Raw genomic sequence first — 21874 nt, forward strand, 5'->3', positions numbered from 1 at the left:
CTGTGACCAAAGTGACCTGCCGCACGAGATGAGGACGTGGGTTGCTCAAGTCTGCCCGCAAACAACAGAGGGACCCCGAGGGCCGGATGCCGCTCTCGGACCACCTTCGCGAGCTGCGCAACCGGCTCGCGAAATCGGTGTTCGCGATCCTGGTCTGCGCGATCGTGGCGGCGTTCTACTACAAGGACATCGCCGGTCTGATCACCAAGCCGATCACGCAGTCGGTCGGCTGCCCGTCCGACTTCCACGAGCTGACCAGCAAGAACAAGGACACCTGCGGCAACATCACGATGTCCGGCCTGATGGGGCCGTTCACGCTGATGATCAAGGTGTCGATGGTGGCGGGCATCGTCGCGGCCAGCCCGGTCTGGCTCTACCAGCTGTGGGCGTTCGTGGCGCCGGGCCTGCACAAGCACGAGCGGCGCTACTCGCTGAGCTTCGTCGCGGCCGGCGTCCCGCTCTTCGTGGCCGGCGGCTGGTTCTCGTACCACGTGCTGCCCGCGGCGGCCGAGGTGCTCCTCGGCTTCACGCCCTCGGGCGTCACCAACCTGCTGCCGCTCAACGAGATCATCGACCTCGTCACGCGCATGATCATCGTCTTCGGCCTCTCCTTCGAGCTGCCGCTCTTCCTCGTCATGCTCAACTTCAGCGGCATTCTCACCGGCCGCCGGATGCTGGGCTGGTGGCGCGGAATGATCATGGGTGTCACGGTCTTCGCGGCCTTCGCCACCCCGACCGTCGACCCGGTCTCGATGCTCTCGCTCGCCACCCCGATCGTCGGCCTCTACTTCGTCGCCGTGATCATCTCGATGCTGAACGACAAGCGGCGCCGCGAGCGGGCCGCATCCGGCCCCGCCGACGACGAGGCCTCCGACCTGGACCTCACCCCCGAGGACATCGGCACCGTCGAGCCCGTGACCTCGCCGGCCACGCTGCCCGAGCAGTCCGACGGCGGACGCTCCAGCAGGCTGGGCGGCTACGACGACGTCACCTGACCTTGACCGTGGCGCCGGAGCTTGTAGGGTCCGGCGGGTGACCAGCGAGATCACCCTCTTCGTCAATCCCACCGCTGGACGCGGCCGGGGCGCGCACGCCGCGCAGCCGGCCGCTTCCGCGTTGCGGGACGCCGGCTTCTCCGTGCGCACCGTCCTCGGCGAGGACGCCGACGACGCGCTGCGCCGCGCCCGCGAGGCCGTCGGCGCCGGTACCGGGGCGCTCGTCACCGTCGGCGGCGACGGCATGGTCAACCTCGCCCTCCAGGCCGTCGCCGGAACCACCACGCCCCTCGGCGTGATCGCCGCCGGCACCGGCAACGACTTCGCCCGCGCCCTCGGCCTGCCCCTGCGCGATCCGGCGCGCGCGGGACGGCACGCGGCCGAGGCCCTCGGCGGCGGCCACCTCACGGACATCGACCTCGGCCGCACCGGCGACCGCTGGTTCGCCACCGTCCTCGCCTCCGGTTTCGATTCCAAGGTCAACGACCGCGGCAACCGGATGCGGTGGGGCGGACGCTTCAAGTACGACCTCGCCATGCTCGCCGAACTGGCCGCCTTCCGGCCCGTCCCGTACAAGATCACGCTGGACGACGGCGAGACCCGCGAGATCGAGGCGACCCTCGTCGCGGTCGGCAACGCGTCCTCCTACGGAGGCGGCATGCGCATCTGCGCGGACGCCGACCTGACCGACGGGCTCTTCGACGTCACCGTGGTCGGGAACTGCTCGCGCACGACCCTGCTCAAGGTCTTCCCGCGCGTCTACCGGGGCACCCACCTCGGCCACCCCGCGGTCACCACCCACCGCGTCGCCTCGATCACGCTGGCCGCCGACGGCATCACCGGCTACGCGGACGGGGAGCGGCTGGGCCCGCTCCCGCTCACCGCGGAGTGTGTACGGGGTGCGGTACGGGTATTGACACCGGTACCGGCGCCCGGCCGGAAGGCCGCGGAACCCGGCCTCCAATAAAGATCGCGACCTCTGTCAGAGGCGGCGGGTAGGCTCGAAGACAAGATGACAGAGGACCTCTCACCAGCCGAAGCGTACGCAGCTGCCCGGCTCCGCGCCGTCGAGCAGGCCACCGCGCTCGCACCCTTCCGTGACCTGTACGACTTCGATCTGGACCCGTTCCAGATCGAGGCCTGCCAGGCCCTCGAAGCCGGAAAGGGCGTGCTCGTCGCGGCCCCCACCGGCTCCGGCAAGACGATCGTCGGCGAGTTCGCCGTGCACCTGGCCCTGCGGCAGGGCCGCAAGTGCTTCTACACCACCCCCATCAAGGCGCTGTCCAACCAGAAGTACGCCGACCTGCAGCGGCGCTACGGCGCCGACAAGGTGGGCCTGCTGACCGGGGACAACAGCGTCAACGCGGACGCGCCGGTGGTCGTGATGACCACCGAGGTGCTCCGCAACATGCTGTACGCGGGCTCCCAGGCGCTGCTGGGCCTCGGATACGTCGTGATGGACGAGGTGCACTACCTCTCCGACCGCTTCCGCGGCGCCGTGTGGGAAGAGGTGATCATCCACCTCCCCGAGTCCGTCACGCTGGTCTCGCTGTCCGCGACGGTCTCCAACGCGGAGGAGTTCGGCGACTGGCTCGACACCGTCCGCGGCGACACCGAGGTGATCGTCTCCGAGCACCGGCCGGTGCCGCTGTGGCAGCACGTGATGGCCGGGCGCCGGATGTACGACCTCTTCGAGGAGGAGTCCGACCACGGCGGCCGCGGCGTCGCCCGGCGCGAGGTCAACCCCGACCTGCTGCGCATGGCGCGGATGGAGAACCAGAAGACGTACAACCCGCGCGACCGCCGGCGCGGCAAGATGGTGCGCGAGGCCGACCGCGAGCGCGAGCGCCGCCAGCGCTCCCGGATCTGGACGCCGGGGCGCCCTGAGGTCATCGAACGGCTCGACGCCGAGGGCCTGTTGCCCGCCATCACCTTCATCTTCAGCCGCGCCGCCTGCGAAGCGGCCGTCCAGCAGTGCATGTACGCGGGACTGCGGCTCAACGACGAGGAAGCGCGCCAGAAGGTGCGCGAGATCGTCGAGGAGCGCACCGCCTCCATCCCCGGCGAGGACCTGCACGTCCTCGGCTACTACGAGTGGCTCGAAGGCCTGGAGCGCGGCATCGCGGCCCACCACGCGGGCATGCTGCCCACCTTCAAGGAGGTCGTGGAGGAGCTGTTCGTACGGGGCCTGGTGAAGGCGGTGTTCGCCACCGAGACCCTCGCGCTCGGCATCAACATGCCCGCGCGCTCGGTGGTGCTGGAGAAACTCGTCAAGTGGAACGGCGAGCAGCACGCCGACATCACTCCCGGCGAGTACACCCAGCTCACCGGCCGGGCCGGCCGCCGCGGCATCGACGTCGAGGGCCACGCCGTGGTCCTGTGGCAGCGCGGCATGGACCCGGGCGCCCTGGCCGGCCTCGCCGGCACGCGGACGTATCCGCTGCGCTCCAGCTTCAGGCCGTCGTACAACATGGCGGTCAACCTGGTCCAGCAGTTCGGCCGGCACCGCTCGCGCGAACTCCTGGAGACCTCCTTCGCGCAGTTCCAGGCCGACAAGTCGGTGGTGGGCATCTCGCGCCAGGTCCAGCGCAACGAGGAGGGCCTCGACGGCTACCGCGAGGGCATGCACTGCCACCTCGGGGACTTCGAGGAGTACGCGCGGATGCGGCGCGACCTGAAGGACCGCGAGACCGAGCTGGCCAAGCACGGCGCGGCCCAGCGCCGCGCGGCCGCCGCGGCGTCCCTGGAGAAGCTGAGGCCGGGCGACATCATCCAGGTGCCGACGGGCAAGTTCGCGGGCCTCGCCCTCGTGCTCGACCCCGGCATCCCCGCGGGCCGCACCAACGGCCACCGCGGCTTCGAGCAGCACGACGGGCCGCGCCCGCTGGTGCTCACCGCCGAACGGCAGGTCAAGCGGCTCGCCGCGATGGACTTCCCGGTGCCGGTGGAGGCCCTGGAGCGGATGCGCGTGCCCAAGTCCTTCAACGCGCGCTCGCCGCAGTCGCGCCGGGACCTGGCGTCCGCGCTGCGCACCAAGGCCGGGCACATCGTGCCCGAACGGCACCGCAAGGCCCGCTCGGAAGCGGCCGACGACCGCGAGATCACCCGCCTGCGCGCCGCCCTGCGCGCCCACCCCTGCCACGGCTGCGACGAGCGTGAGGACCACGCCCGCTGGGCCGAGCGCTACTACCGCCTGCGGCGCGACACCCAGCAGCTGGAGCGGCGCATCGAGGGCCGCACCAACACCATCGCGCGCACCTTCGACCGCATCGTGGCGCTGCTCACCGAACTCGACTACCTGCGCGACGACGAGGTCACCGAGCACGGCAAGCGCCTGGCCCGGCTGTACGGCGAGCTCGACCTGCTGGCCAGTGAGTGTCTGCGCGCGGGCGTCTGGGAGGGTCTGAGCCCGGCCGAACTCGCCGCGTGCGTCTCGGCGTTGGTGTACGAGGCGCGCCAGTCGGACGACGCGGTGGCGCCCAAGACGCCGTCAGGCAACGCCAAGGCGGCGCTCGCCGAGATGGTGCGGATCTGGGGCCGGCTCGACGCCCTCGAAGAGGACCACAAGATCAACCAGGCGGAGGGCGTGGGCCAGCGCGAGCCCGACCTCGGCTTCGCCTGGGCCGCCTTCCAGTGGGCCAGCGACAGGGGCCTCGACGAGGTGCTGCGCGAGGCCGACATGCCGGCGGGCGACTTCGTCCGCTGGTGCAAGCAGGTCATCGACGTCCTCGGGCAGATCGCGGCGGCGGCGCCGCGCGAGAACAGCACGGTCGCGAAGAACGCCCGCAAGGCGGTGGACGCGCTGCTCAGGGGCGTGGTGGCGTACAGCTCGGTCACCTAGGCGAGCCTCCGGACCACGGAGCGGCCCCTGCCGCGGCGCGAGCCGGGCGGGGGCCGCTCCGTATGCCAACTCCCCCGACGGGGCCGGGCGTTACTGCGCCGAGCGGTGCGGCTCCGTCCCTGTGGAAAACGGCGTGACCCGCACGGGGGACGGGGCGGGGACGCGGTTGTCCACAGGGGTGGCGGGGGCCGGGCGGGTCGGGTTGCATGGACGCAGACGCCGCTGATCCACATCAGCGCATCGAGGCGTCGGCACCGAGGGGGAGACGGGATGACGACCACCGGCACGACCGCGAACGCAGGGGCAAGTACCGCGCCACGACGGGTGGTTGCCGGGCCGCGGGGATGGCCGTTCCTGGGGAGCCTGCCCCGGTTCGGCAAGGACCCGCTGTCCTTCTTCGAACAGCTGCGGAACCGGGGCGACTTGGTGCACTGGAGATTCGGCCGGACGACCTCGTTGTTCGTCGCCGACCCCGAGTGCATCGGTGAATTACTCGCCCACACGGAGCACACCTTCGACCAGCCGGACCTCGGTGTCGCCTTCCGTACGCTGCTGGGCAACGGGGTCGTGGTCGCCAAGGGCAAGGACTGGCGCCGCAAGAGGTCCCTGGTCCAGCCCTCGGTGCGGCCCAGCCAAGTGCGGTCGTACGCGGCGACGATGGCGGCCTGCGCGGTGGCCCTGGCCGACAGCTGGACGGAGGGGCAGCGCATCGACGTGAAGCGCGAGATGTCCGCGCTCACCCAGCGGATCGCGGTGCGCACCATCTTCGGCGTGGACACGGCCGCGGACGCCGACGCGATCGGCCGGGCCATGGAGGTCGCCCAGCACGAGATCGGCGCCGAGTTCAGCGGGATCGGAGCACTGCTGCCGGACTGGGTGCCGACCCCCGGCCGCGCCCGCATCAAGAAGGCCACCGCGGTCATCGACGCGGAGGTCGGCCGGATCGTGGCCCGCCACCGCGCGGGCGACACGGACCGGCCGGACCTGTTGAGCCGGCTGCTCGCGGCACAGGACGAGAGCGGAACGCGCCTGACCGACCGCGAGATACGCGACGAGACGGTCACGCTCTACATAGGCGGCCACGAGACCACGAGCAGCACCCTCGTGTGGGCATGGCACCTGCTGTCCGCCAACCCGCGGGTGCGCGAGGCCCTGACCGACGAGCTGGACCGCGTCCTGGGCGACCGCACGCCCGGCTTCGACGACTACGCCCAGCTCACCTACACCCAGGCGGTCGTGAAGGAGACGCTCCGCCTGTACCCGACGATCTGGCTGCTCACCGGAGTCGCGAAGCAGGGCGCGAGCCTGGGTGGCCGCACCATCCCGCCCGGCACCCGCATCTGGACGAGCCAGTGGGCGACGCACCGCGACCCCCGCTGGTTCCGCGACCCGCACGAGTTCCGCCCCGAGCGCTGGATGGACGGCGCCGAGGAGATACCCGAGTACGCCTGGTTCCCCTTCGGCGGCGGCCCCCGAGCCTGCCTGGGCACCCGCTTCGCCCTGGTGGAATCCGCCCTGATCCTGGCCGCCCTCTCCCACCACCACACCCTGACCGTCCACCCCCGAACCCTCACCCCACTCCCGGGCCTGACCCTGCAGGCGGCGGGGGAGGTGGAAGGGACGGTGCGGAGGCGGAAGTGATGGGCGGGGGTTGCTTCGGCAAGGCGAGGCCGAGGCGGGCCCCGGGCCACCGGTCATGGCGGAGCCGGTGCGAGCCGATTGTGGGGGCCCGCGTCGGCGGTCATGTGGTGGGGGCGGGTGCGGGGGAGCCGGGAGTTACCAGGCCTGATTCGTAGGCGGCGATCACTGCTTGGGCGCGGTCGCGCACCGCGAGCTTGTCGAAGATGCTGGTGATGTAGTTCTTGACCGTGGACACGCTGATGTCCAGGTCCTGGGAGATGGCCGCGTTGTCGAGGCCGGTCGCCATCAGGCGCCACACCTCCACCTCGCGGGGGGTGAGTTCGGCGGTGGGGGTGAAGGACGGGCGGGGTTCGCGGGGGGTGGTGACATAGGTGGAGATCAGGCGGGTCAGCAGGCGCGGGGCCACCACCGCCTCACCGGCGTGCACCGTGTGGATCGCCGCGCTCAGGTCCTCGGGAGAGCTGTCCTTGGGCAGGAACCCGTACGCCCCGGCGCGCAGTGCGCCCACCACGTACTCGTCCAGATCGAAGGTGCTCAGGGCCAGGACGCGGCAGCCGGGCACGGCGGAGGCGAGTGCGGCGGTGGCGGCGACGCCGTCCAGCACGGGCATCCGGATGTCCATGACCACGACGTCGGGGCGCAGTTGGCCGGCCAGGGTGACGGCCTGCGCGCCGTTCTCGGCCTCGCCCACCACCTCGAACGCCGGGTCGGGGGAGAGGATCAGGGACAGTCCGCGGCGGACCAGCGGCTGGTCGTCGGCGATCAGGACGCGGATCGCCCGCGGGGTCGTCCCGCTGTCGGGGCCGGTCATCGCAGCGCTCCCTCGGGTGCGTGCTGGACGGCCGCACCGGCCGCCTCGTCCTCGGTCAGGGGCAGTTCGGCCAGCACGGCGAAGCCGCCGCAGGGGTGCGGGCCCGTGGTGAGCGTGCCGCCGTGCAGGGCGACGCGCTCGCGCATGCCGACCAGGCCGTAGCCGCCCGGGCTCGGCGTCGCGGGTTCCAGGGGCGGGCGGCCCCCGCCGTCGTCGCGTACCTCGACGACGACCCGGTCCTGACGGTACGTCAGGTCGAGTGTGGCCCGAGCCGTGGGGCCCGCGTATTTGCGGGCGTTGGTGAGCGCCTCCTGCGCGATCCTGAACACCGTCAGGTCCAGGGTCGGCGGCAGGTGGCGCGGCTCGCCGGTGACCGTGAACTCCGTTGGCAGCCCTGCCTGTTGAGAATCATCGACCAGGCGCGGAAGGTCGTCGGTGCCGGGCTGTGGCCGGCAGGGCGCGTCCTCCGGTTCATCGCCGGCCCGCAGGACGTCGAGGAGCTGGCGCATCTCGCTCAGCGCGAGGCGGCCGGAGGACTCCAGGGTGACCAGGGCGTCCCGGGCGACGTCGGGCCGGGACAGGTTGGCCCGGGCGCCGCCCGCCATCAACTGCATCGTGGTGATGTGGTGGGCCACGATGTCGTGCAACTCCCGGGCGATGCGCCGGCGTTCGTCGGCCACGGCGCGGTCGGCCAGAAGCTGTCGGTTGGCGGCCACCTCACGCTGCCAGCGGCCCACGGCGAGGGCGATGGCGACGACGATCGAGGGGGACAGAACCGAGGAGAGGGTCGCCTGCCAGGGCGGGATCTGTCCGTTGCTCTGGCACAGCAGGTTCAGTGAAATCGTCGCGATCGTCGCGGCAGCCGTCACCCGGCCCGAACACGCCCTCGCGACGGAGTACAGGGCCAGGACGAGGACCGCGCCGAAGTGGATGGAGAGATGGAGGGCGAGCGAGGCGGCGGAGTCGAGCGCGAGGGTGCCGGCGAGGGCCAGGACCGGGTGGGTGCGCCGCACGAGCAGGGGCACGGCCGCCAGGGCGACGAGGAGGAACCCCACCACGCTCGCCCCGCCCCGCCCCTCGGCGTCGCTGACGAACACATAGCTGAGCAGGTTGATGGCACAGGCTCCGCCGGTGAGCAGCGCCTCGTTGCGGCTCCAGGCACCCTCGCCCCCCGCGTCCCCGGAACCGGAACGGCCCACCCCCGGTTCCGCCCCGCTGCCGCTGCCGCTGCCGCTGCCGCTGCCGCTGCCGCTGCCGCTGCCGCTGCCGCTGACCATCGATCTGCCGGACCTGCTCGACCCGCCCATGCGCATCCCTCGCCCCCGAACTCTCGACCTCCTGTTCCCCCGCACCAGCCTCGCACAGCCCGCCGGGGTGCGGGACCGGCCGTGGGGGGAGGGGGGACCAGGACCGTGGTCCTGGGGTGGACGGGGGTTGGGAGTCAGGGCCCGGGGCGGGATCATCCCTGGCCAGGACGCTGAAGGGGGCCTCGCGGTGATGGGCTTGGAGCCTGCCGGGAACCCCCGGTCGCTCCGTACGCACCACCGTCCGCCGGAGGACATCGTGATCCGCGCCCTGACCGGATTCTCCACCCGACATCCCTGGAAGGTGATCGCCCTGTGGGCGGTGCTCGGGGTCGCCCTGAGCGCCCTGACACCGACCCTGTTCGGCCGCGTCACCCAGAGCCAGGCGGGCGACTTCCTGCCCCGCGAGTACGACTCGGCCGCCGCGCTGCACATAGCCGAGGAGCGGTTCGGGGTGAACCCCGGCGCCACCACGGTGACCGTCCTGGTGGCCAGAGCGGACGGAAAGCCCCTCCAGGCCGCGGACCGCGCGCGGATCAAGGACGAGGCGGCCGGGCTGGGCGGGCGCCGGGTCACGATGCCGCGCAAGGACGACACCCCGTCGTTCATGGTCCCCGACCGCTCGCAGACGCCCCGGGTCACCCCCGCGATGACCGCGCCCGACCGCAGCTTCGAGCTGCTCGGCGTCGAACTGACCGGCAACCCCTCGGACCCGGGGGTGCAGGACGTCTTCCGGGCGTTCCGCGACGATGCCAGGGAGCGGTTCGCCGAGGCAGGGATGCGTACCGGATTCACCGGCTCCCTCGCCAACATCGTCGACACGACCGACGAGCACGAACTGGCCACGAAGATCGGCGGCGCACTGGTCACCGCGCTGATCGTGCTGCTCAACGTCCTGGTGTTCCGCAGCGTCCTCGCCGCCCTGCTGCCGCTGCTCGCCGTCGCGATGATCGGGTTCGTGGCCGCGGGAGCCGTCGCGGGGGCCGCGATGCTCACCGGACTCAAGCTCGACGCGAGCACTCCGGCGCTGCTCAACGTGGTCCTGCTCGGCATCGGCATCGACTACCTGCTGTTCCTGCTGTTCCGCTTCCGCGAACACCTGAGGGAGCGTCCCGAGCAGCCGGCCCGCGAGGCCGCAGCGCAGGTCTGCGCCCGGGTGGGCAGCGCCATCACTTCGGCCGCACTGACGATCGTCGCCGCGTTCGCCACGCTCGGCCTCGCCACCTTCGGACAGTTCCGCTCGCTCGGCCCGGCCATCGCAGCCGCCGTCCTGGTGATGCTCGTCGGCAGCCTCACGCTCATGCCGGCGCTGCTCGCGGCCGCCGGACGCAAGATGTTCTGGCCCTCGAAGAAGGCACTGCGCCGCGAGCCGCGCGAGGGCCGGGCCGCCCGGCTCGGCGTCCTGGTCGCGCGGCGGCCCGTGCTGATGCTGGCCGCCTCGCTCGCCCTGCTGGCCGCGCTCGCCGCCGGACTGACCGGCATCCGCATGGACTACGGCCAGGGCGGCCCCGACAACAAGACGGCCGCCGCGGCCACCGCCACCGAGATCTCCCGGGCGCTGCCGGCCGGCGTGTCCGACCCGACGAGCGTCTTCGTCCTCGCCAAGGACGGCGGCACCCTCACCACCAGCCGGCTCGACGGCCTCTCCCAGGCGCTCACCCGGGTCACGGGCGTGGGCAAGGTCGCCCCGACCGTCCTCAACCAGGACCACCACGCCGCCCGCATCGACCTCTACCCGACCGCAGACCCGCAGAGCCAGCAGGCCCGCGACCTGGCCTCGGGGCCCATCCGGGACGCGGTCGCCCGCCACACGCCCGACGGCACGACGGCCCATGTGGGCGGAACGGCCGCGATCTTCGCCGACATCGCGACCGCCGTCGACCACGACCTCAAGGTGGTGTTCCCGGTCGCCGCCGCGCTGATCGCCCTGATCCTGCTGCTGCTCCTGCGCAGCCTGCTCGCCCCGGTCGTCCTGATGCTCTCCGTCGGGCTCGGCTTCGCGGCGACCCTCGGCGCGGCCACCCTGCTCTTCCAGCACGGCCTGGGCGAGCCGGGCGTCAACTTCACCCTGCCGCTGGTGCTGTTCCTGTTCGTGGTGGCCCTCGGCACCGACTACAACATCCTGATCACCGACCGCGTCCGCGAGGAGATGCGGCGGCCGGGTCCGGCCCGCGCCGCCGTGGCCCGCGCGGTGCGGCACACGACGCCGGCCATCGCCTCGGCCGGTGTGGTCCTCGCCGGGTCCTTCGCGACTCTGGCCACCTCGCCGGGCAACGAGCAGATGGCCTTCGCGATGGCGCTGGGCATCCTGCTCTCCGCGCTCGTCCTGTCCCTGGTCCTCGTGCCCGCGGTCGCGGCCCTGCTCGGGCGGGCCCTGTGGTGGCCGCTGCGCCCGGGAGCGTCCGCGGACGCCGGCCACGGTGACCCCGCGCAGGCGCGGCCGGCCCGCGAGGCGGAGCGGGTCCGCGCGTACTGAGCGGACGGACGCGCCGGGCCCGCCGCGTGAGCGCCGGGCCCGGCGCGTGAGCGCGGGACCGCCAACGGGCTTGCCGCTAGCGGGGGTTGCCGTTCGCCGCGAGACGGTCGCTCATCTCCTGGTTGGCGCGCTCGGAGTGGGCGTTCTCCGGGTCGTGCCGCAGCCGCAGGTAGTCGTAGAGCACCTGGACGCACTCGTCCCGGGTCGCGTAGGAGGCGTCCGGGACGAGGTCCAGGCTCTTGGTGACCTCCATCAGCCGCCCGTCGGACGCCGTGTACAGCGGGTGCCAGATCAGTTTGACCGCCGGGTGCAGCGCCATCACCAGGCGGAGCTGGGGCACTTCCTGGGCGATCAGCACACTGTCCGGGTTGTAGGCGCGCAGGAAGATGTGGACCGGGCCGCGGGCGCGGTCCACGAACGCCTTGGACAGGACGTTCCACATCGGCGTCTTCAGCTTCCAGTCCTTGGTCAGCCGCATCTTGTCGATGATCCCGCCGAACGGTGTGGCCTCCAGCGGGGTGTGGCCCTTGGAGCGGGCGTACACGCTGGTGTCGATGCCGCCGGACCACAGCGCCATCGTCGGCCGGTCGATCTCCAGATAGTCCCCGATGAGCTGGACCAGCTCCTGGTACCAGGTGTTGGACGCGCGGTGGTCGCGCTGCGCCTGGCGCTCGGTGAACCGGCTCATCGCCTCGTCGTTGAGCTGCCCCTGCTCCGCGAGGCCGCCGAGCACCAGTTGCCAGGCCGCGTCCGTCACGCTGTTGGGGAACCCGGCCTCCGCCATCATGTCGCGGAAGGTGCTCCACTCGCCGTGCCCCGTCGGGTCGACGGCGTTCTTCCGCGCCTCGGCGTTGGCGTCGGACCCCGGGGTCTCCTGGCGCTGGATCCAGTGCGCCACGGCCGCGTTGCCCGCCGTCCCCTGGTACGTGGTGACCCCGGCGCGGTGCGGCGCGTGCCCGCCCGCCGAGTCCGCGGACTCGCCCCGTGCCGCCTCCCGGCGCGGCACCGCCGTGGTCGTCGCCGCCACCGGCGGTGTCCCTGTCTCTCGCACGCGCCCGGCCTCCAGTTCGCGGTCCCGCTCCGAGCGGCCGAGGTTAGGGGGCGGGGGCCCGGGCCGCGAGGACTGAAAGGGCAGACCTGAGGGCAGTCGGGCCGACGTCCCCCCGGTGCGGGCCGCGCAACGCCTCCGCCGCCCCTGCCGCACAACGCCCCCGGCACGGATCGCGCCACGGTGCCCCCCCCGGCCGCGAATCGCCCAACGGCGAACCCCCCGGCCGCGGATCGCGCAACGGCGAACCCCCCGGCGCCGCGCGGCGCCGGGGGGTTCGGGGTGCGGGGGAGCGGATCAGGCGGCCGGGGCCTCCTGCTCGCGCTCCACCTGCTCGTTCCACTCGCGCTTGACCGCGCGCCAGGCGTCGTCGTCCTGGCCCAGCCGCCAGTAGCCGGAGATGGACAGGCGCTCGCGCGGCACCTGGCGCTCCACGCGCAGCAGGGCTCGCAGCTCCTTCACGAAGCCCGCCTCGCCGTGCACGAAGGCCTGCACGTCGCCGACCGGGAACTCCAACTCCTTGACAGCGGCGACCAGTTGGGAGCCGACCGGCGCGTCCCCGCGGTGCAGCCACGTCACCGTGCCGCCGTCGGGAGTGCTGATCTTCTGCTCCTCCTCGGGGCCCGCCACCTCCACGAAGGCGTGCACCACGGCGCCCGCCGGCATGCGCTCCATGGCCGCCGCGATCGCGGGCAGCGCGCTCTCGTCCCCCGCGAGCAGGTGCCAGCCGGCCGCCGCGTCCGGGGCGTACCCGCCGCCGGGGCCCAGGAAGCGGACGGTCTCGCCCGCCTGGACGCGGGTGGCCCAGGGCCCGGCGAGGCCCTCGTCGCCGTGCACCACGAAGTCCACCGACAGCTCGGCGCGCTCGGCGTCCCAGGCGCGCACCGTGTAGGCGCGGGTGCTGGGCCACTGCTCGCGCGGGAACTCGGCGCGGATCCGCTCCATGTCGAAGGGCTCCGGGTAGCTCACGCCCGGCGCCGGGAACAGCAGCTTGACGTAGTGGTCGGTGTACTCGCCGATGTCGAGGCCGGCCAGCGACCCGCCACCGAGTACGACGCGCACCATGTGCGGGGTGAGGCGCTCGGTGCGCACCACCTGCGCCTCGTTGATCTTCGGTGCCTTGCGAGACGGGCGTTCTGCCACTGTGCGCTCCCCTGATTCACCATTAGTTAGGTTTACCTAACTTAACACCCCCGGCCGTCTGCCGTCCTCAGTGGCCCAGCGTCGTCAGCAACCGGCCGGTCGCCCCGGCCAGGCCCCATCGCTTCACCAGGTCCTCCAGGGCGGCCGGGTCGCGCGGTGCGGTGGGCAGCGTGGCGTCGAAGGGCGGCAGTGCCACGTCCATCGCGACCCGCACCACCTTCGGCGCCACGTCGAGGTAGTCGGCGGCCTCCAGGATCCCCCTGCGCTTGGCCGGGGTCAGCCGGGAGAAGCGGTCGGCGGCGGCCGAGCGGACGCCCGCGAGGTCCCCGTACTCGTTGATCAGTTGGGCCGCCGTCTTCTCGCCGATGCCCTTCACGCCGGGCAGCCCGTCGCTGGCGTCACCGCGCAGGGCCGCGAAGTCGGCGTACTGGTCGGGCCGCACCCCGTACTTCGTACGGATCATCGCGGCATCGACCAGGTCGCAGTCGCCGACGCCCTTGCGCGGGTAGAGCACCCGCACGCCGCGCTCGTCGTCGACCAGCTGGAACAGGTCGCGGTCGCCGGTGACGATGTCGACGGGGCCGGGCGCGAGGCCGGACAGGGTGCCGATCACGTCGTCCGCCTCGTAACCGGCGACGCCGACGCGGGCGATGCCCAGCGCGTCCAGCACGGCGTCGATCACCGGGACCTGGGGGGCGAGGGTGTCCGGGGTCTCCTCCTCGTCCACCTGCCCGGCCGGGGTCTCCTCGGCGACCCGGTGCGCCTTGTAGGAGGGGATCAGATCGACCCGCCACTGCGGTCGCCAGTCCGCGTCCATGCAGGCCACCAGGTCGTCCGGGCGGTGGTCGTGCACCAGGCGCGAGATGAAGTCGAGCAGGCCGCGCACCGCGTTGACCGGGGTGCCGTCCGGCGCCCGCACCGTGTCGGGCACGCCGAAATAGGCGCGGTAGTAGAGGGACGAGGTGTCGAGGAGCATCAGGCGTCGCGTCACACCCCGATGATGCCGCACCCCACCGACAGCCACCCCCACCAACAGCCACCCCCGCCGGTAGCCCCCTCGCCAACAGTCGCCACCCGCCGTCAGCCGCTGCGCCGCCGGGCGCGGACCGGCCTGCCTGCCTCGTGAACAAGTGAACTGGGTCACTGTTGTGTTTGCCCCCGGGCGGTGAGGGCAGGCGCGTCGCCGGAGCGGACCCAAGTATGGATTTCAACCATTTCTCGGGCTGCGGACCGAATCCGCGCCGCTCCACGGCCCGCCCGCGGGGGATGCGGGCCGTTTTCAGTTCTACCCGTGAGGTGTATGTGTCCAGGCTGCAAGCCGAGCAGCTCTACAAGGTGTTCGGCAGACGACCCGAGGAAGCCGTCAGCAGGCTCGAAGGCGGCGCCGACCGCGACGAGCTGCGGGCGGACGGGACGACCGCGGCGGTGATCGACGCCTCGTTCACGGTGGAACCCGGTCAGATCTTCGTGGTCATGGGGCTCTCCGGCTCCGGCAAGTCCACCCTGCTGCGCATGCTCAACGGGCTCCTCGAACCCACCTCGGGCCGCGTCCTGTTCGACGGCCAGGACCTGACCGCCCTGCCCGCCAAGGAGCTGCGCGCGGTCCGCTCCAGCAAGATCAGCATGGTCTTCCAGCACTTCGCGCTCTTCCCGCACCGCAGCGTCCTGGAGAACGCCGCGTACGGCCTTGAGGTCCAGGGTGTGCCCCGTGCCGAACGGGAGAAACGTGCCGCCGAGGCACTGGAGCTGACCGGCCTGGGCGGCTGGGGCGACTCCTGGCCCGACGAACTCTCCGGCGGCATGCAGCAGCGCGTGGGCCTGGCCCGCGCCCTGGCAACCGACGCCGACCTGCTGCTCATGGACGAGTCGTTCAGCGCGCTCGACCCGCTGATCCGGCGCGACATGCAGGACCAGCTCCTCGAACTGCAGAAGCGCCTCAAGAAGACGATCGTCTTCATCACGCACGACCTCAACGAGGCCATGCGGCTCGGCGACGGCATCGCCGTCATGCGCGACGGCCGGATAGTCCAGCTCGGCACCGCCGAGGACATCCTGCTCACCCCGGCCAACGACTACGTGGCGTCCTTCATCCAGGACGTCGACCGCTCCCGGGTGCTCACCGCGCTGTCCGTGATGACCACCCCGCACCGCCCCGACGCGGGCGACTGCGACTGCGAGACGGTGCTCCCCGAGACGCCCGTCGCCGACGTGTGCGCGGTCGCCGCCCGCGTCCCGCACCCGGTCGCCGTCAAGGACGCCGACGGCACCCTGCGCGGCGTCGTGCCGCAGGAGCGGCTCATCGCCTTCCTGGGGGACGACAAGCAGGGCCCGGCCGTCTGCTCGATGAAGGAGGTGGCGGCGCATGCCTAGGCTCCCGCTCGGCGACTGGGTCGACAGCGCGGTCGACTTCCTCCAGCGCCATCTGTCCTGGCTGTTCGACGCCATCACCCAGGTCGTCAACGGCATGTACGACGGCATCAACACGGTGCTCGACGCGCCGCAGCCACTGCTCTTCGCGGGCATCCTCGCCGTCGTCGCCTGGTGGCTGCGCGGCCTGGTCGCCGGCCTCCTCACCTTCGCCGGCTTCGCGCTGATCGACTCGATCCAGCTGTGGGACGACACCATGTCGACGCTGTCGCTGGTGCTCGTCGCCGCCATCGTGACGCTGGTCGTGGCGATCCCGCTCGGCATCTGGGCGGCCCGCTCCAAGGCGGTCAGCGCCGTCCTGCGTCCGGTCCTCGACTTCATGCAGACCATGCCGGCGATGGTCTACCTGATCCCCGGCATCATCTTCTTCGGCGTCGGCGTGGTGCCCGGCATCATCGCCACCATCGTCTTCTCGCTGCCCCCCGGCGTGCGCATGACCGAACTCGGCATCCGCCAGGTCGACGGTGAACTCGTCGAGGCGGCCGAGGCGTTCGGCACCACGCCGCGCAACACGCTGCTGCGCGTCCAGCTGCCGCTGGCGCTGCCCACCATCATGGCGGGCATCAACCAGGTCATCATGCTCAGCCTGTCGATGGTCGTCATCGCCGGCATGGCGGGCGGCGGCGGCCTCGGCGGCGCCGTCTACCGCGCCATCGGCAACGTCGACATCGGCCTCGGCTTCGAGGCCGGCATCTCCATCGTCGTCCTCGCGATGTACCTGGACCGGATGACCGGCGCGCTCAGCCGTCAGGTCTCCCCGCTCGGCCGGCGCGCGCTGGCCAAGGCGAAGGCGGCGGCCGGCGGCCTGAAGATCTGGAACTACCGCCCCCAGCCCGTCGTCGCGATCGTCGGCGTGGTCGTCCTCGCCGTCGTCGCGGGCGGCATGAACCTGTTCGGCTCCTCCGGTGCGGCCTCCGCCACCGGCGCCAAGGACGTGGGCAAGGGCAAGAAGATCTCCCTCGGCTACATCCCGTGGGACGAGGGCGTCGCCTCCACCTTCCTGTGGAAGGAACTCCTGGAACGCCGCGGCTTCACCGTGGACGCCCGCCAGTACGAGGCCGGCGCGCTCTACACCGGCATGGCCGGCGGCCAGATCGACTTCGAGACCGACTCCTGGCTGCCCACCACGCACGCCCAGTACTGGGCCAAGTACAAGGACAAGCTGGAGGACATGGGCTCCTGGTACGGGCCCACCTCCCTGGAGCTCTCGGTGCCGTCCTACGTCAAGGACGTCAACACCCTCGACGACCTCAAGGGCAAGGGCTCCGAGTTCCAGAACCGCATCGTCGGCATCGAGCCGAGCGCGGGCGAGACCGGCATCCTCAAGGACAAGATCCTCAAGGAGTACGGCCTGGACGGCGAGTACAAGGTCGTGGACGGCTCCACGCCCGGCATGCTGGCCGAGCTGAAGCGCGCCTACGCCAAGAAGGAGCCCATCGTGGTTCCGCTGTGGTCGCCGCACTGGGCGTACAACACGTACGACCTGAAGAAGCTCAAGGACCCCAAGGGCGTCTGGGGCAAGGGCGACGGGGTGCACACCCTGGCCCGCAAGGGCTTCGCCTCCGACAACGCCGAGGTCGGCACCTGGCTGAAGAACTTCAAGATGGACGAGAAGCAGCTCACCAGCCTTGAAGCCAAGATCCAGTCCACCGGCAAGGGCAAGGAGCAGGACGCGGTGCGCGCCTGGCTGAAGGAGAACCCCGGTCTGGCCGACCGGTGGACCCCGGTCGCCTCGTAGCCGCCCGCCGGGTCACCCCCTCCCACCTCCCCCTTCCGCAGCCGCGGCCGGTCCTCCGGCCGCGGCTGCGGAGCATCGCGATCCGGCCCGATGTGCCGCGGAACCCTTGGTGATCTTGGCGGGACGGTCCCCTCGGGGCCCGAAGCTGCGTAGGGTGACGTGCACACAGCCGGTGCGGACGCGGGCCGAGGACAATCGAGGGAAAGAGGAGGGAGCCCGGGAGATGGACGAGAAGGAAACTCTTCGGGTGGGAGTGGCGGTGCGGCGCCTGCGCCGCAGCCTGGGCCTCACCCTCGCCGTGGTCGCCGAGCGCAGCGGACTCTCGGTGCCCTTCCTCAGCCAGGTCGAGAACGAACGCGCCCGCCCCAGTGCCCGCTCCCTGCAGCGCGTGGCGGACGCCCTGGACACCACGGTCGCCGAGCTGTACGACGCCGCCGACTGCGCCCGGACCGTGGACGTCGTACGGGCCGAGCCCGACGGCGGCGGCCACGGTGTGCGCGCCCTGCTGCGCGGCCACCACCAACTGCACGCCATGGAGTTCACCGGCGAGCAGGACACCGGACGCGAATTCCAGCACCGCAACGACGAGTTGATGTACGTGGCGGACGGCGCGGCCGAGGTCGAGGCCGAGGGCCGGGCCTACCGCCTGGAGCGCGGGGACACCCTGTGCCTGTCCGGCGGGGTGCGCCACCGCTGGCGCGCGGCCCTGCCCGGCACCCGGATCCTGGTCGTGGCGGTCGCCGACCACATCGAGGCCATCGAGGAGACCCGCCACTGATGCGGGTGGTCTCCCTCGTCCCGTCCTTGACGGAGGCGGTCGCGGCCACCGGCCCCGGTCTCCTGGTGGGGGTCACCGACTGGTGCACCCACCCGGCCGGGCTCGCCGCGGAGCGGATCGGCGGCACCAAGAACCCGGACGTCGCCCGCGTCGTGGCCCTCGCCCCCGACCTGGTGATCGCCAACGAGGAGGAGAACCGGCCCGAGGACCTGGCCGCGCTCGCCGCCGCCGGGCTCGACGTCCTGGTCACCGAGGTCCGCACCGTGGACCAGGCCTTCGCAGAGCTGGAGCGTGTCCTGGTGGCGGGGTGCGGCCTGGCCCGGCCCGCCTGGCTGGACGCGGCCGAGGAGGCGTGGGCCGCGGTGCGCCCGGGACCCGAGCGCCGGGCCGTCGTGCCGATCTGGCGCAGGCCCTGGATGGTGCTCGGCCGTGACACCTTCGCGGGCGACCTGCTCGCGCGCCTCGGTGTGCACAACGTCCACGCCGGACACGCCGAGCGCTACCCCCGTATCGCCATCGAAGAGCTGAACGCCTCGGGCGCCGATCTGGTGGTGCTGCCCGACGAGCCCTACCGCTTCGGCCCCGACGACGGCCCCGAGGCCTTCCCCGGTCTGCCCGCCGCGCTCGTCGACGGTCGCCATCTCACCTGGTACGGCCCGTCGTTGGCCACGGCGCCGACGGCACTCGGCACGGCGCTGGGCATCGACGTCCGACCCTCGATGCCGAGTGCCCGACACCTGACCCACGGCGTCGGGCACCAGGCACCTGACGTCGGACACCCGGCGCCTGACAGGTGACAGCTGACGTCTGACAGCCGACGTCCGACGTCCCATGCCCGCCCCCCGGTCTACTTCTTCACCGGCGCCGCGAGCAGCTTCCCGTTCACCAGGCCCCGTACGGTGTGGAAGCCCGCCACCAGCCAGGCCGTCACCAGCAGGGCGTACAGGGCCACCGCCAGCCAGTCGAAGGCGTGCAGACCGGTGTGCCGGGCCAGGCCCTCGGCGCCCGTGACACAGGTGCCGACCGGGAAGGTGAAGGCCCACCAGGTCATCGCGAAGCCCATCCCGCGCCGGGCCGCCCGCACGGCCATGGCGAGCGCGAGTGCCAGCCACATCAGGGCGAAGCCCATCACCGGCACCCCGTACAGGACGGCGAAGGCGCTCATGCCGCTGGCGTAGGGGGCGCCGATCGAGCCGGCGGCCACGTCGGCCAGCTTGTTCACGGCGGTGGTCGACTGGCCGAGGGGGCCGAGCACCAGGAACAGGGTGGGGGTGAGGAACAGGGGCAGGGCGCCGCGGTGGATCAGGCGCGAGAACACCACGGGCAGGATGACCAGGGTCGCCAGCAGGCTCATGCCGAACATCGCGTACGAGGCGAGCAGCATCGCCTCGCGCGCCTGGCCCGCGGGCAGATGGGGCACCAGCAGCGGGCCGAGCGTCGCCGACACCATGGGCGCGACCACAGGCAGCAGCCAGACGGGGGAGGCGCTGCCGGGCGCCACGTCGTGCCGCACGACCATCAGGTACGGCACCGCGACCGCGGCCACCAGACCGGTCAGCGTGCCGAGTCCGTACAGCACCCACGCCAGCGGGACGGCCGCGCTCTCGCCGATCAGATCCGCGCCCACCGAGAGCGAGCCGATGCCCACGGCCAGGAACGCCATCGACAGACAGCCGTAGAAGGGTGCGACCGTGGGGTCGAGCAGATGGCCGCGGGCCTGGTCGCGGTGGTGCAGCCAGTGCCCGGCGCGGGCCACGAGCAGCCCCGCTAGCAGGGCCAGCGACAGGGCCCAGAGCACCGGGAGGCCCGGGATGTGGAAGGGCAGGCCCGCACCCGCGTTGGGGATGATCGCGGTGCCCATGACCGCGGCGTACCAGTTGGGGCCGAGATGGCGCAGAACGGGGCGCCGGGGGGTGGCGGCGGTGGGGCGGGTGCGGGGGCGCGCTTGCGCGAGGGTGGCCATGGACCCAGCTTCGGCCCGGTGGTCCGGCCCCGCCACGCCCGTCGGAGCTATGAGCCCATAAGCTGGGTTTATGAGTACGAACGGGTCCGAGAACACCACGCCGCTGGCCCATCGGGTGCCCGACCTCGGCGCCCTTGAGCTGCTGCTGGCGGTGGCCCGGCACGGCAGCCTGGGCCGGGCCGCCCGCGACCTCGGCATCACCCAGCCGGCCGCAAGCAGCCGGGTCCGCTCGATGGAGCGCCTGCTCGGCGTCGCGCTCGTGGACCGTTCCCCGCGCGGCTCCCGCCTCACCGCCGAGGGCGTGCTCGTGACGGACTGGGCGCGGCGGGTGGTGGAGGCGGCCGAAGTGTTCGACGCGGGGGCCCAGGCGCTGCGAGGGCGCCGGGACTCGCGGCTGCGGGTCGCCGCCAGCATGACGATCGCCGAGTACCTGCTGCCCGGCTGGCTGATCGCGCTGCGGTCGGAGCGCCCCGGTACCGCGGTCTCGCTCAGCGCCGGGAACTCGTCGGTGGTCGCCGAGCGGCTCCTGGCGGACGAGGCCGACCTCGGCTTCGTCGAGGGGCTCGGGGTGCCGGCCGGTCTGGACTCGGCGGTCATCGGCCACGACCGGCTCGTCGTGGTCGCGGCCCCCGGGCACCCCTGGGCCCGCAGACGCCATGCCGTGCCGCCGCGGGAGCTGGCCGCGACCCCGCTCATCCTGCGCGAACGCGGCTCGGGCACCCGCCAGGTCCTGGACGCGGCACTGGCCGCGGACGGCGGGCTCGCCGACCCCCTCATAGAGCTCGCCTCCACCACCGCGGTCAAGGCGGCCGTCGTCAGCGGGGCCGGGCCCTCGGTGCTCAGCGAACTCGCGCTCGGCGAGGAGCTGGCGGCCCGGCGGCTGGTGCGGATCCCGGTCGAGGGCGTACGGCTGCGCCGTGACCTGCGCGCCGTGTGGCGCCAGGGCCCGCTGCCCGCGGGGCCCGCCCGCGACCTGCTGTCCCTCGCCCGCCCGTCCTGACGATCCGTCAGGCAGGCACCAGGTGGGGGCTGTTGGCGCTCTCGGCGCGCGTGAGGCGCTGCTCGATGGTGTGCCGCACCAGCGGCCACTCCTCATCGAGCACCGAGTAGAACGCGGTGCCCCGCACCAGTCCGTCGAGCCCGCGGGTGTGCACCCGGCGCACCCCTTCGGACACCGCCCCGAGCCGCTCGATGGCGGCCCGCGAACGGGTGTTGCGGGCGTCGGCGCGCAGCGAGATGCGGCGCACCCGCCACACCTCGAAGGCGTGCCGGAACATCAGGAGCTTGGCCTCGGTGTTGATGCCGGTGCCCTGGGCGTGTGCGGAGAGCCAGGTGCCGCCGATCTCGGCCGCGTCCGGGACGGCGTCTGCGGCGCCGGTCAGCGGGCCGCGCGGCGCCGGAGGCCACACCACGGGCCCGTCCCAGTAGTCGAGTTCGCAGAACCGGGTCGAGCCGACGACCAGGCCGTCGGCCGCCCGTACGGTCGCGAAGGCCAGGCTGCGCCCGGCCTCCTGGTCGGCCAGGGCGCTCTGGATGTAGGCGTACGCCGCGTCCGGCCCGTGCGGCACGGGCGTGAAGGCGTAGGAGGTCCGGTCGGCCGCCGCGGCCGCGGCCAGGGCCGGGGCGTGGCAGGGGGCGAGCGGTTCGAGCCGTACGGAACGGCCCGACAGGATGACGGGTGCGGGCACGGGGCCTTCGGTCCTTCGGGG

17 protein-coding genes are annotated in these 21874 nt (G+C 72.6%); 10 read left to right on the forward strand and 7 right to left on the reverse strand.

From position 1 onward, the window contains the following. The first annotated feature begins 41 nt into the window (after positions 1 to 41). The 4 genes from tatC (at position 42) to ACGF3I_RS16925 (ending at position 6477) form a co-directional block, all read left to right on the forward strand. Positions 42 to 995 (forward strand): twin-arginine translocase subunit TatC, encoded by a 954-nt coding sequence (gene tatC, locus ACGF3I_RS16910; RefSeq protein ID WP_393132625.1) that lies wholly within the window; start codon positions 42 to 44, stop codon positions 993 to 995. A gap of 37 nt (positions 996 to 1032) precedes the next feature. Beyond that, on the forward strand, positions 1033 to 1962 hold the full coding sequence (locus ACGF3I_RS16915; RefSeq protein WP_393132627.1) for a diacylglycerol kinase: 930 nt from the start codon (positions 1033 to 1035) through the stop codon (positions 1960 to 1962). Between the two features lie 45 nt (positions 1963 to 2007). Further along, a complete protein-coding gene (locus ACGF3I_RS16920) occupies positions 2008 to 4836 on the forward strand; it encodes a DEAD/DEAH box helicase (protein ID WP_393132629.1) in 2829 nt (942 codons plus the stop codon). Between the two features lie 270 nt (positions 4837 to 5106). Further along, a complete protein-coding gene (locus tag ACGF3I_RS16925) occupies positions 5107 to 6477 on the forward strand; it encodes a cytochrome P450 (protein ID WP_393132631.1) in 1371 nt (456 codons plus the stop codon). A 100-nt stretch (positions 6478 to 6577) separates the two neighbouring features. On the opposite strand, the gene ACGF3I_RS16930 is transcribed toward ACGF3I_RS16925, so the two are convergent. Together ACGF3I_RS16930 and ACGF3I_RS16935 are read right to left on the reverse strand one after the other, a co-directional pair. Continuing rightward, the gene (locus ACGF3I_RS16930) at positions 6578 to 7288 is read right to left on the reverse strand and encodes a response regulator (RefSeq protein ID WP_393132633.1); all 711 of its coding nucleotides are present in this window, start codon (positions 7286 to 7288) and stop codon (positions 6578 to 6580) included. Continuing rightward, positions 7285 to 8595: a sensor histidine kinase gene (locus ACGF3I_RS16935; protein ID WP_393132635.1), complete on the reverse strand. Its 1311-nt coding sequence runs from the start codon at positions 8593 to 8595 to the stop codon at positions 7285 to 7287. The genes ACGF3I_RS16930 and ACGF3I_RS16935 overlap by 4 nt, the downstream gene beginning before the upstream one ends. Before the next feature lie 190 nt (positions 8596 to 8785). Between ACGF3I_RS16935 and ACGF3I_RS16940 the strand changes: the two genes are divergently transcribed. Beyond that, positions 8786 to 11068 (forward strand): MMPL family transporter, encoded by a 2283-nt coding sequence (locus ACGF3I_RS16940; RefSeq protein ID WP_393132637.1) that lies wholly within the window; start codon positions 8786 to 8788, stop codon positions 11066 to 11068. Positions 11069 to 11144: 76 nt separating this feature from the next. On the opposite strand, the gene ACGF3I_RS16945 is transcribed toward ACGF3I_RS16940, so the two are convergent. The 3 genes from ACGF3I_RS16945 to ACGF3I_RS16955 form a co-directional block, all read right to left on the reverse strand. Then, complete coding sequence (locus ACGF3I_RS16945; protein WP_393132639.1) at positions 11145 to 12119, reverse strand: hypothetical protein; 975 nt, start codon at positions 12117 to 12119, stop codon at positions 11145 to 11147. A 294-nt stretch (positions 12120 to 12413) separates the two neighbouring features. After that, a complete protein-coding gene (locus tag ACGF3I_RS16950) occupies positions 12414 to 13259 on the reverse strand; it encodes a siderophore-interacting protein (RefSeq protein ID WP_393132641.1) in 846 nt (281 codons plus the stop codon). 67 nt (positions 13260 to 13326) lie between these two features. After that, positions 13327 to 14235, reverse strand: a complete 909-nt coding sequence (locus tag ACGF3I_RS16955) for a 5'-3' exonuclease H3TH domain-containing protein (RefSeq protein WP_393132774.1) — start codon at positions 14233 to 14235, stop codon at positions 13327 to 13329. Between the two features lie 290 nt (positions 14236 to 14525). Here ACGF3I_RS16955 and ACGF3I_RS16960 point away from each other — a divergent pair, with 290 nt between their 5' ends. The 4 genes from ACGF3I_RS16960 (at position 14526) to ACGF3I_RS16975 (ending at position 18999) form a co-directional block, all read left to right on the forward strand. Next, the gene (locus ACGF3I_RS16960; RefSeq protein ID WP_393132776.1) at positions 14526 to 15629 is read left to right on the forward strand and encodes a glycine betaine/L-proline ABC transporter ATP-binding protein; all 1104 of its coding nucleotides are present in this window, start codon (positions 14526 to 14528) and stop codon (positions 15627 to 15629) included. Next, on the forward strand, positions 15622 to 17424 hold the full coding sequence (locus tag ACGF3I_RS16965) for an ABC transporter permease/substrate binding protein (protein WP_393132643.1): 1803 nt from the start codon (positions 15622 to 15624) through the stop codon (positions 17422 to 17424). Before ACGF3I_RS16960 ends, ACGF3I_RS16965 begins: the two co-directional genes overlap by 8 nt. A gap of 223 nt (positions 17425 to 17647) precedes the next feature. Continuing rightward, positions 17648 to 18202: a helix-turn-helix domain-containing protein gene (locus ACGF3I_RS16970; RefSeq protein ID WP_393132645.1), complete on the forward strand. Its 555-nt coding sequence runs from the start codon at positions 17648 to 17650 to the stop codon at positions 18200 to 18202. Then, the gene (locus ACGF3I_RS16975) at positions 18202 to 18999 is read left to right on the forward strand and encodes a helical backbone metal receptor (protein WP_393132647.1); all 798 of its coding nucleotides are present in this window, start codon (positions 18202 to 18204) and stop codon (positions 18997 to 18999) included. The genes ACGF3I_RS16970 and ACGF3I_RS16975 overlap by 1 nt, the downstream gene beginning before the upstream one ends. A 50-nt stretch (positions 19000 to 19049) precedes the next feature. Here the strand turns inward: ACGF3I_RS16975 and ACGF3I_RS16980 are convergent, their stop codons facing one another. Beyond that, complete coding sequence (locus ACGF3I_RS16980) at positions 19050 to 20165, reverse strand: TDT family transporter (protein WP_393132649.1); 1116 nt, start codon at positions 20163 to 20165, stop codon at positions 19050 to 19052. Between the two features lie 70 nt (positions 20166 to 20235). Between ACGF3I_RS16980 and ACGF3I_RS16985 the strand changes: the two genes are divergently transcribed. Then, positions 20236 to 21165, forward strand: a complete 930-nt coding sequence (locus ACGF3I_RS16985; protein WP_393132651.1) for a LysR family transcriptional regulator — start codon at positions 20236 to 20238, stop codon at positions 21163 to 21165. Between the two features lie 7 nt (positions 21166 to 21172). Here the strand turns inward: ACGF3I_RS16985 and ACGF3I_RS16990 are convergent, their stop codons facing one another. Then, positions 21173 to 21853, reverse strand: a complete 681-nt coding sequence (locus ACGF3I_RS16990) for a GNAT family N-acetyltransferase (RefSeq protein ID WP_393132653.1) — start codon at positions 21851 to 21853, stop codon at positions 21173 to 21175. Between the last annotated feature and the right edge of the window lie 21 nt (positions 21854 to 21874).

Origin of the sequence: Streptomyces sp. NPDC048111 (assembly GCF_043202815.1) — a bacterium.
In the GTDB taxonomy this organism is placed as follows: domain Bacteria; phylum Actinomycetota; class Actinomycetes; order Streptomycetales; family Streptomycetaceae; genus Streptomyces.

Excerpts from the sequence above, each read along its gene's own strand:
- ACGF3I_RS16920 (WP_393132629.1), top strand. The coding sequence starts at position 2,008 with ATGACAGAGGACCTCTCACCAGCCGAAGCGTACGCAGCTGCCCGGCTC.
- ACGF3I_RS16925 (WP_393132631.1), top strand. The coding sequence starts at position 5,107 with ATGACGACCACCGGCACGACCGCGAACGCAGGGGCAAGTACCGCGCCA.
- ACGF3I_RS16930 (WP_393132633.1), bottom strand. The coding sequence starts at position 7,288 with ATGACCGGCCCCGACAGCGGGACGACCCCGCGGGCGATCCGCGTCCTG.
- ACGF3I_RS16935 (WP_393132635.1), bottom strand. The coding sequence starts at position 8,595 with ATGGGCGGGTCGAGCAGGTCCGGCAGATCGATGGTCAGCGGCAGCGGC.
- ACGF3I_RS16940 (WP_393132637.1), top strand. The coding sequence starts at position 8,786 with ATGGGCTTGGAGCCTGCCGGGAACCCCCGGTCGCTCCGTACGCACCAC.
- ACGF3I_RS16955 (WP_393132774.1), bottom strand. The coding sequence starts at position 14,235 with ATGCTCCTCGACACCTCGTCCCTCTACTACCGCGCCTATTTCGGCGTG.
- ACGF3I_RS16960 (WP_393132776.1), top strand. The coding sequence starts at position 14,526 with ATGCGGGCCGTTTTCAGTTCTACCCGTGAGGTGTATGTGTCCAGGCTG.
- ACGF3I_RS16965 (WP_393132643.1), top strand. The coding sequence starts at position 15,622 with ATGCCTAGGCTCCCGCTCGGCGACTGGGTCGACAGCGCGGTCGACTTC.
- ACGF3I_RS16970 (WP_393132645.1), top strand. The coding sequence starts at position 17,648 with ATGGACGAGAAGGAAACTCTTCGGGTGGGAGTGGCGGTGCGGCGCCTG.
- ACGF3I_RS16975 (WP_393132647.1), top strand. The coding sequence starts at position 18,202 with ATGCGGGTGGTCTCCCTCGTCCCGTCCTTGACGGAGGCGGTCGCGGCC.
- ACGF3I_RS16980 (WP_393132649.1), bottom strand. The coding sequence starts at position 20,165 with ATGGCCACCCTCGCGCAAGCGCGCCCCCGCACCCGCCCCACCGCCGCC.
- ACGF3I_RS16985 (WP_393132651.1), top strand. The coding sequence starts at position 20,236 with ATGAGTACGAACGGGTCCGAGAACACCACGCCGCTGGCCCATCGGGTG.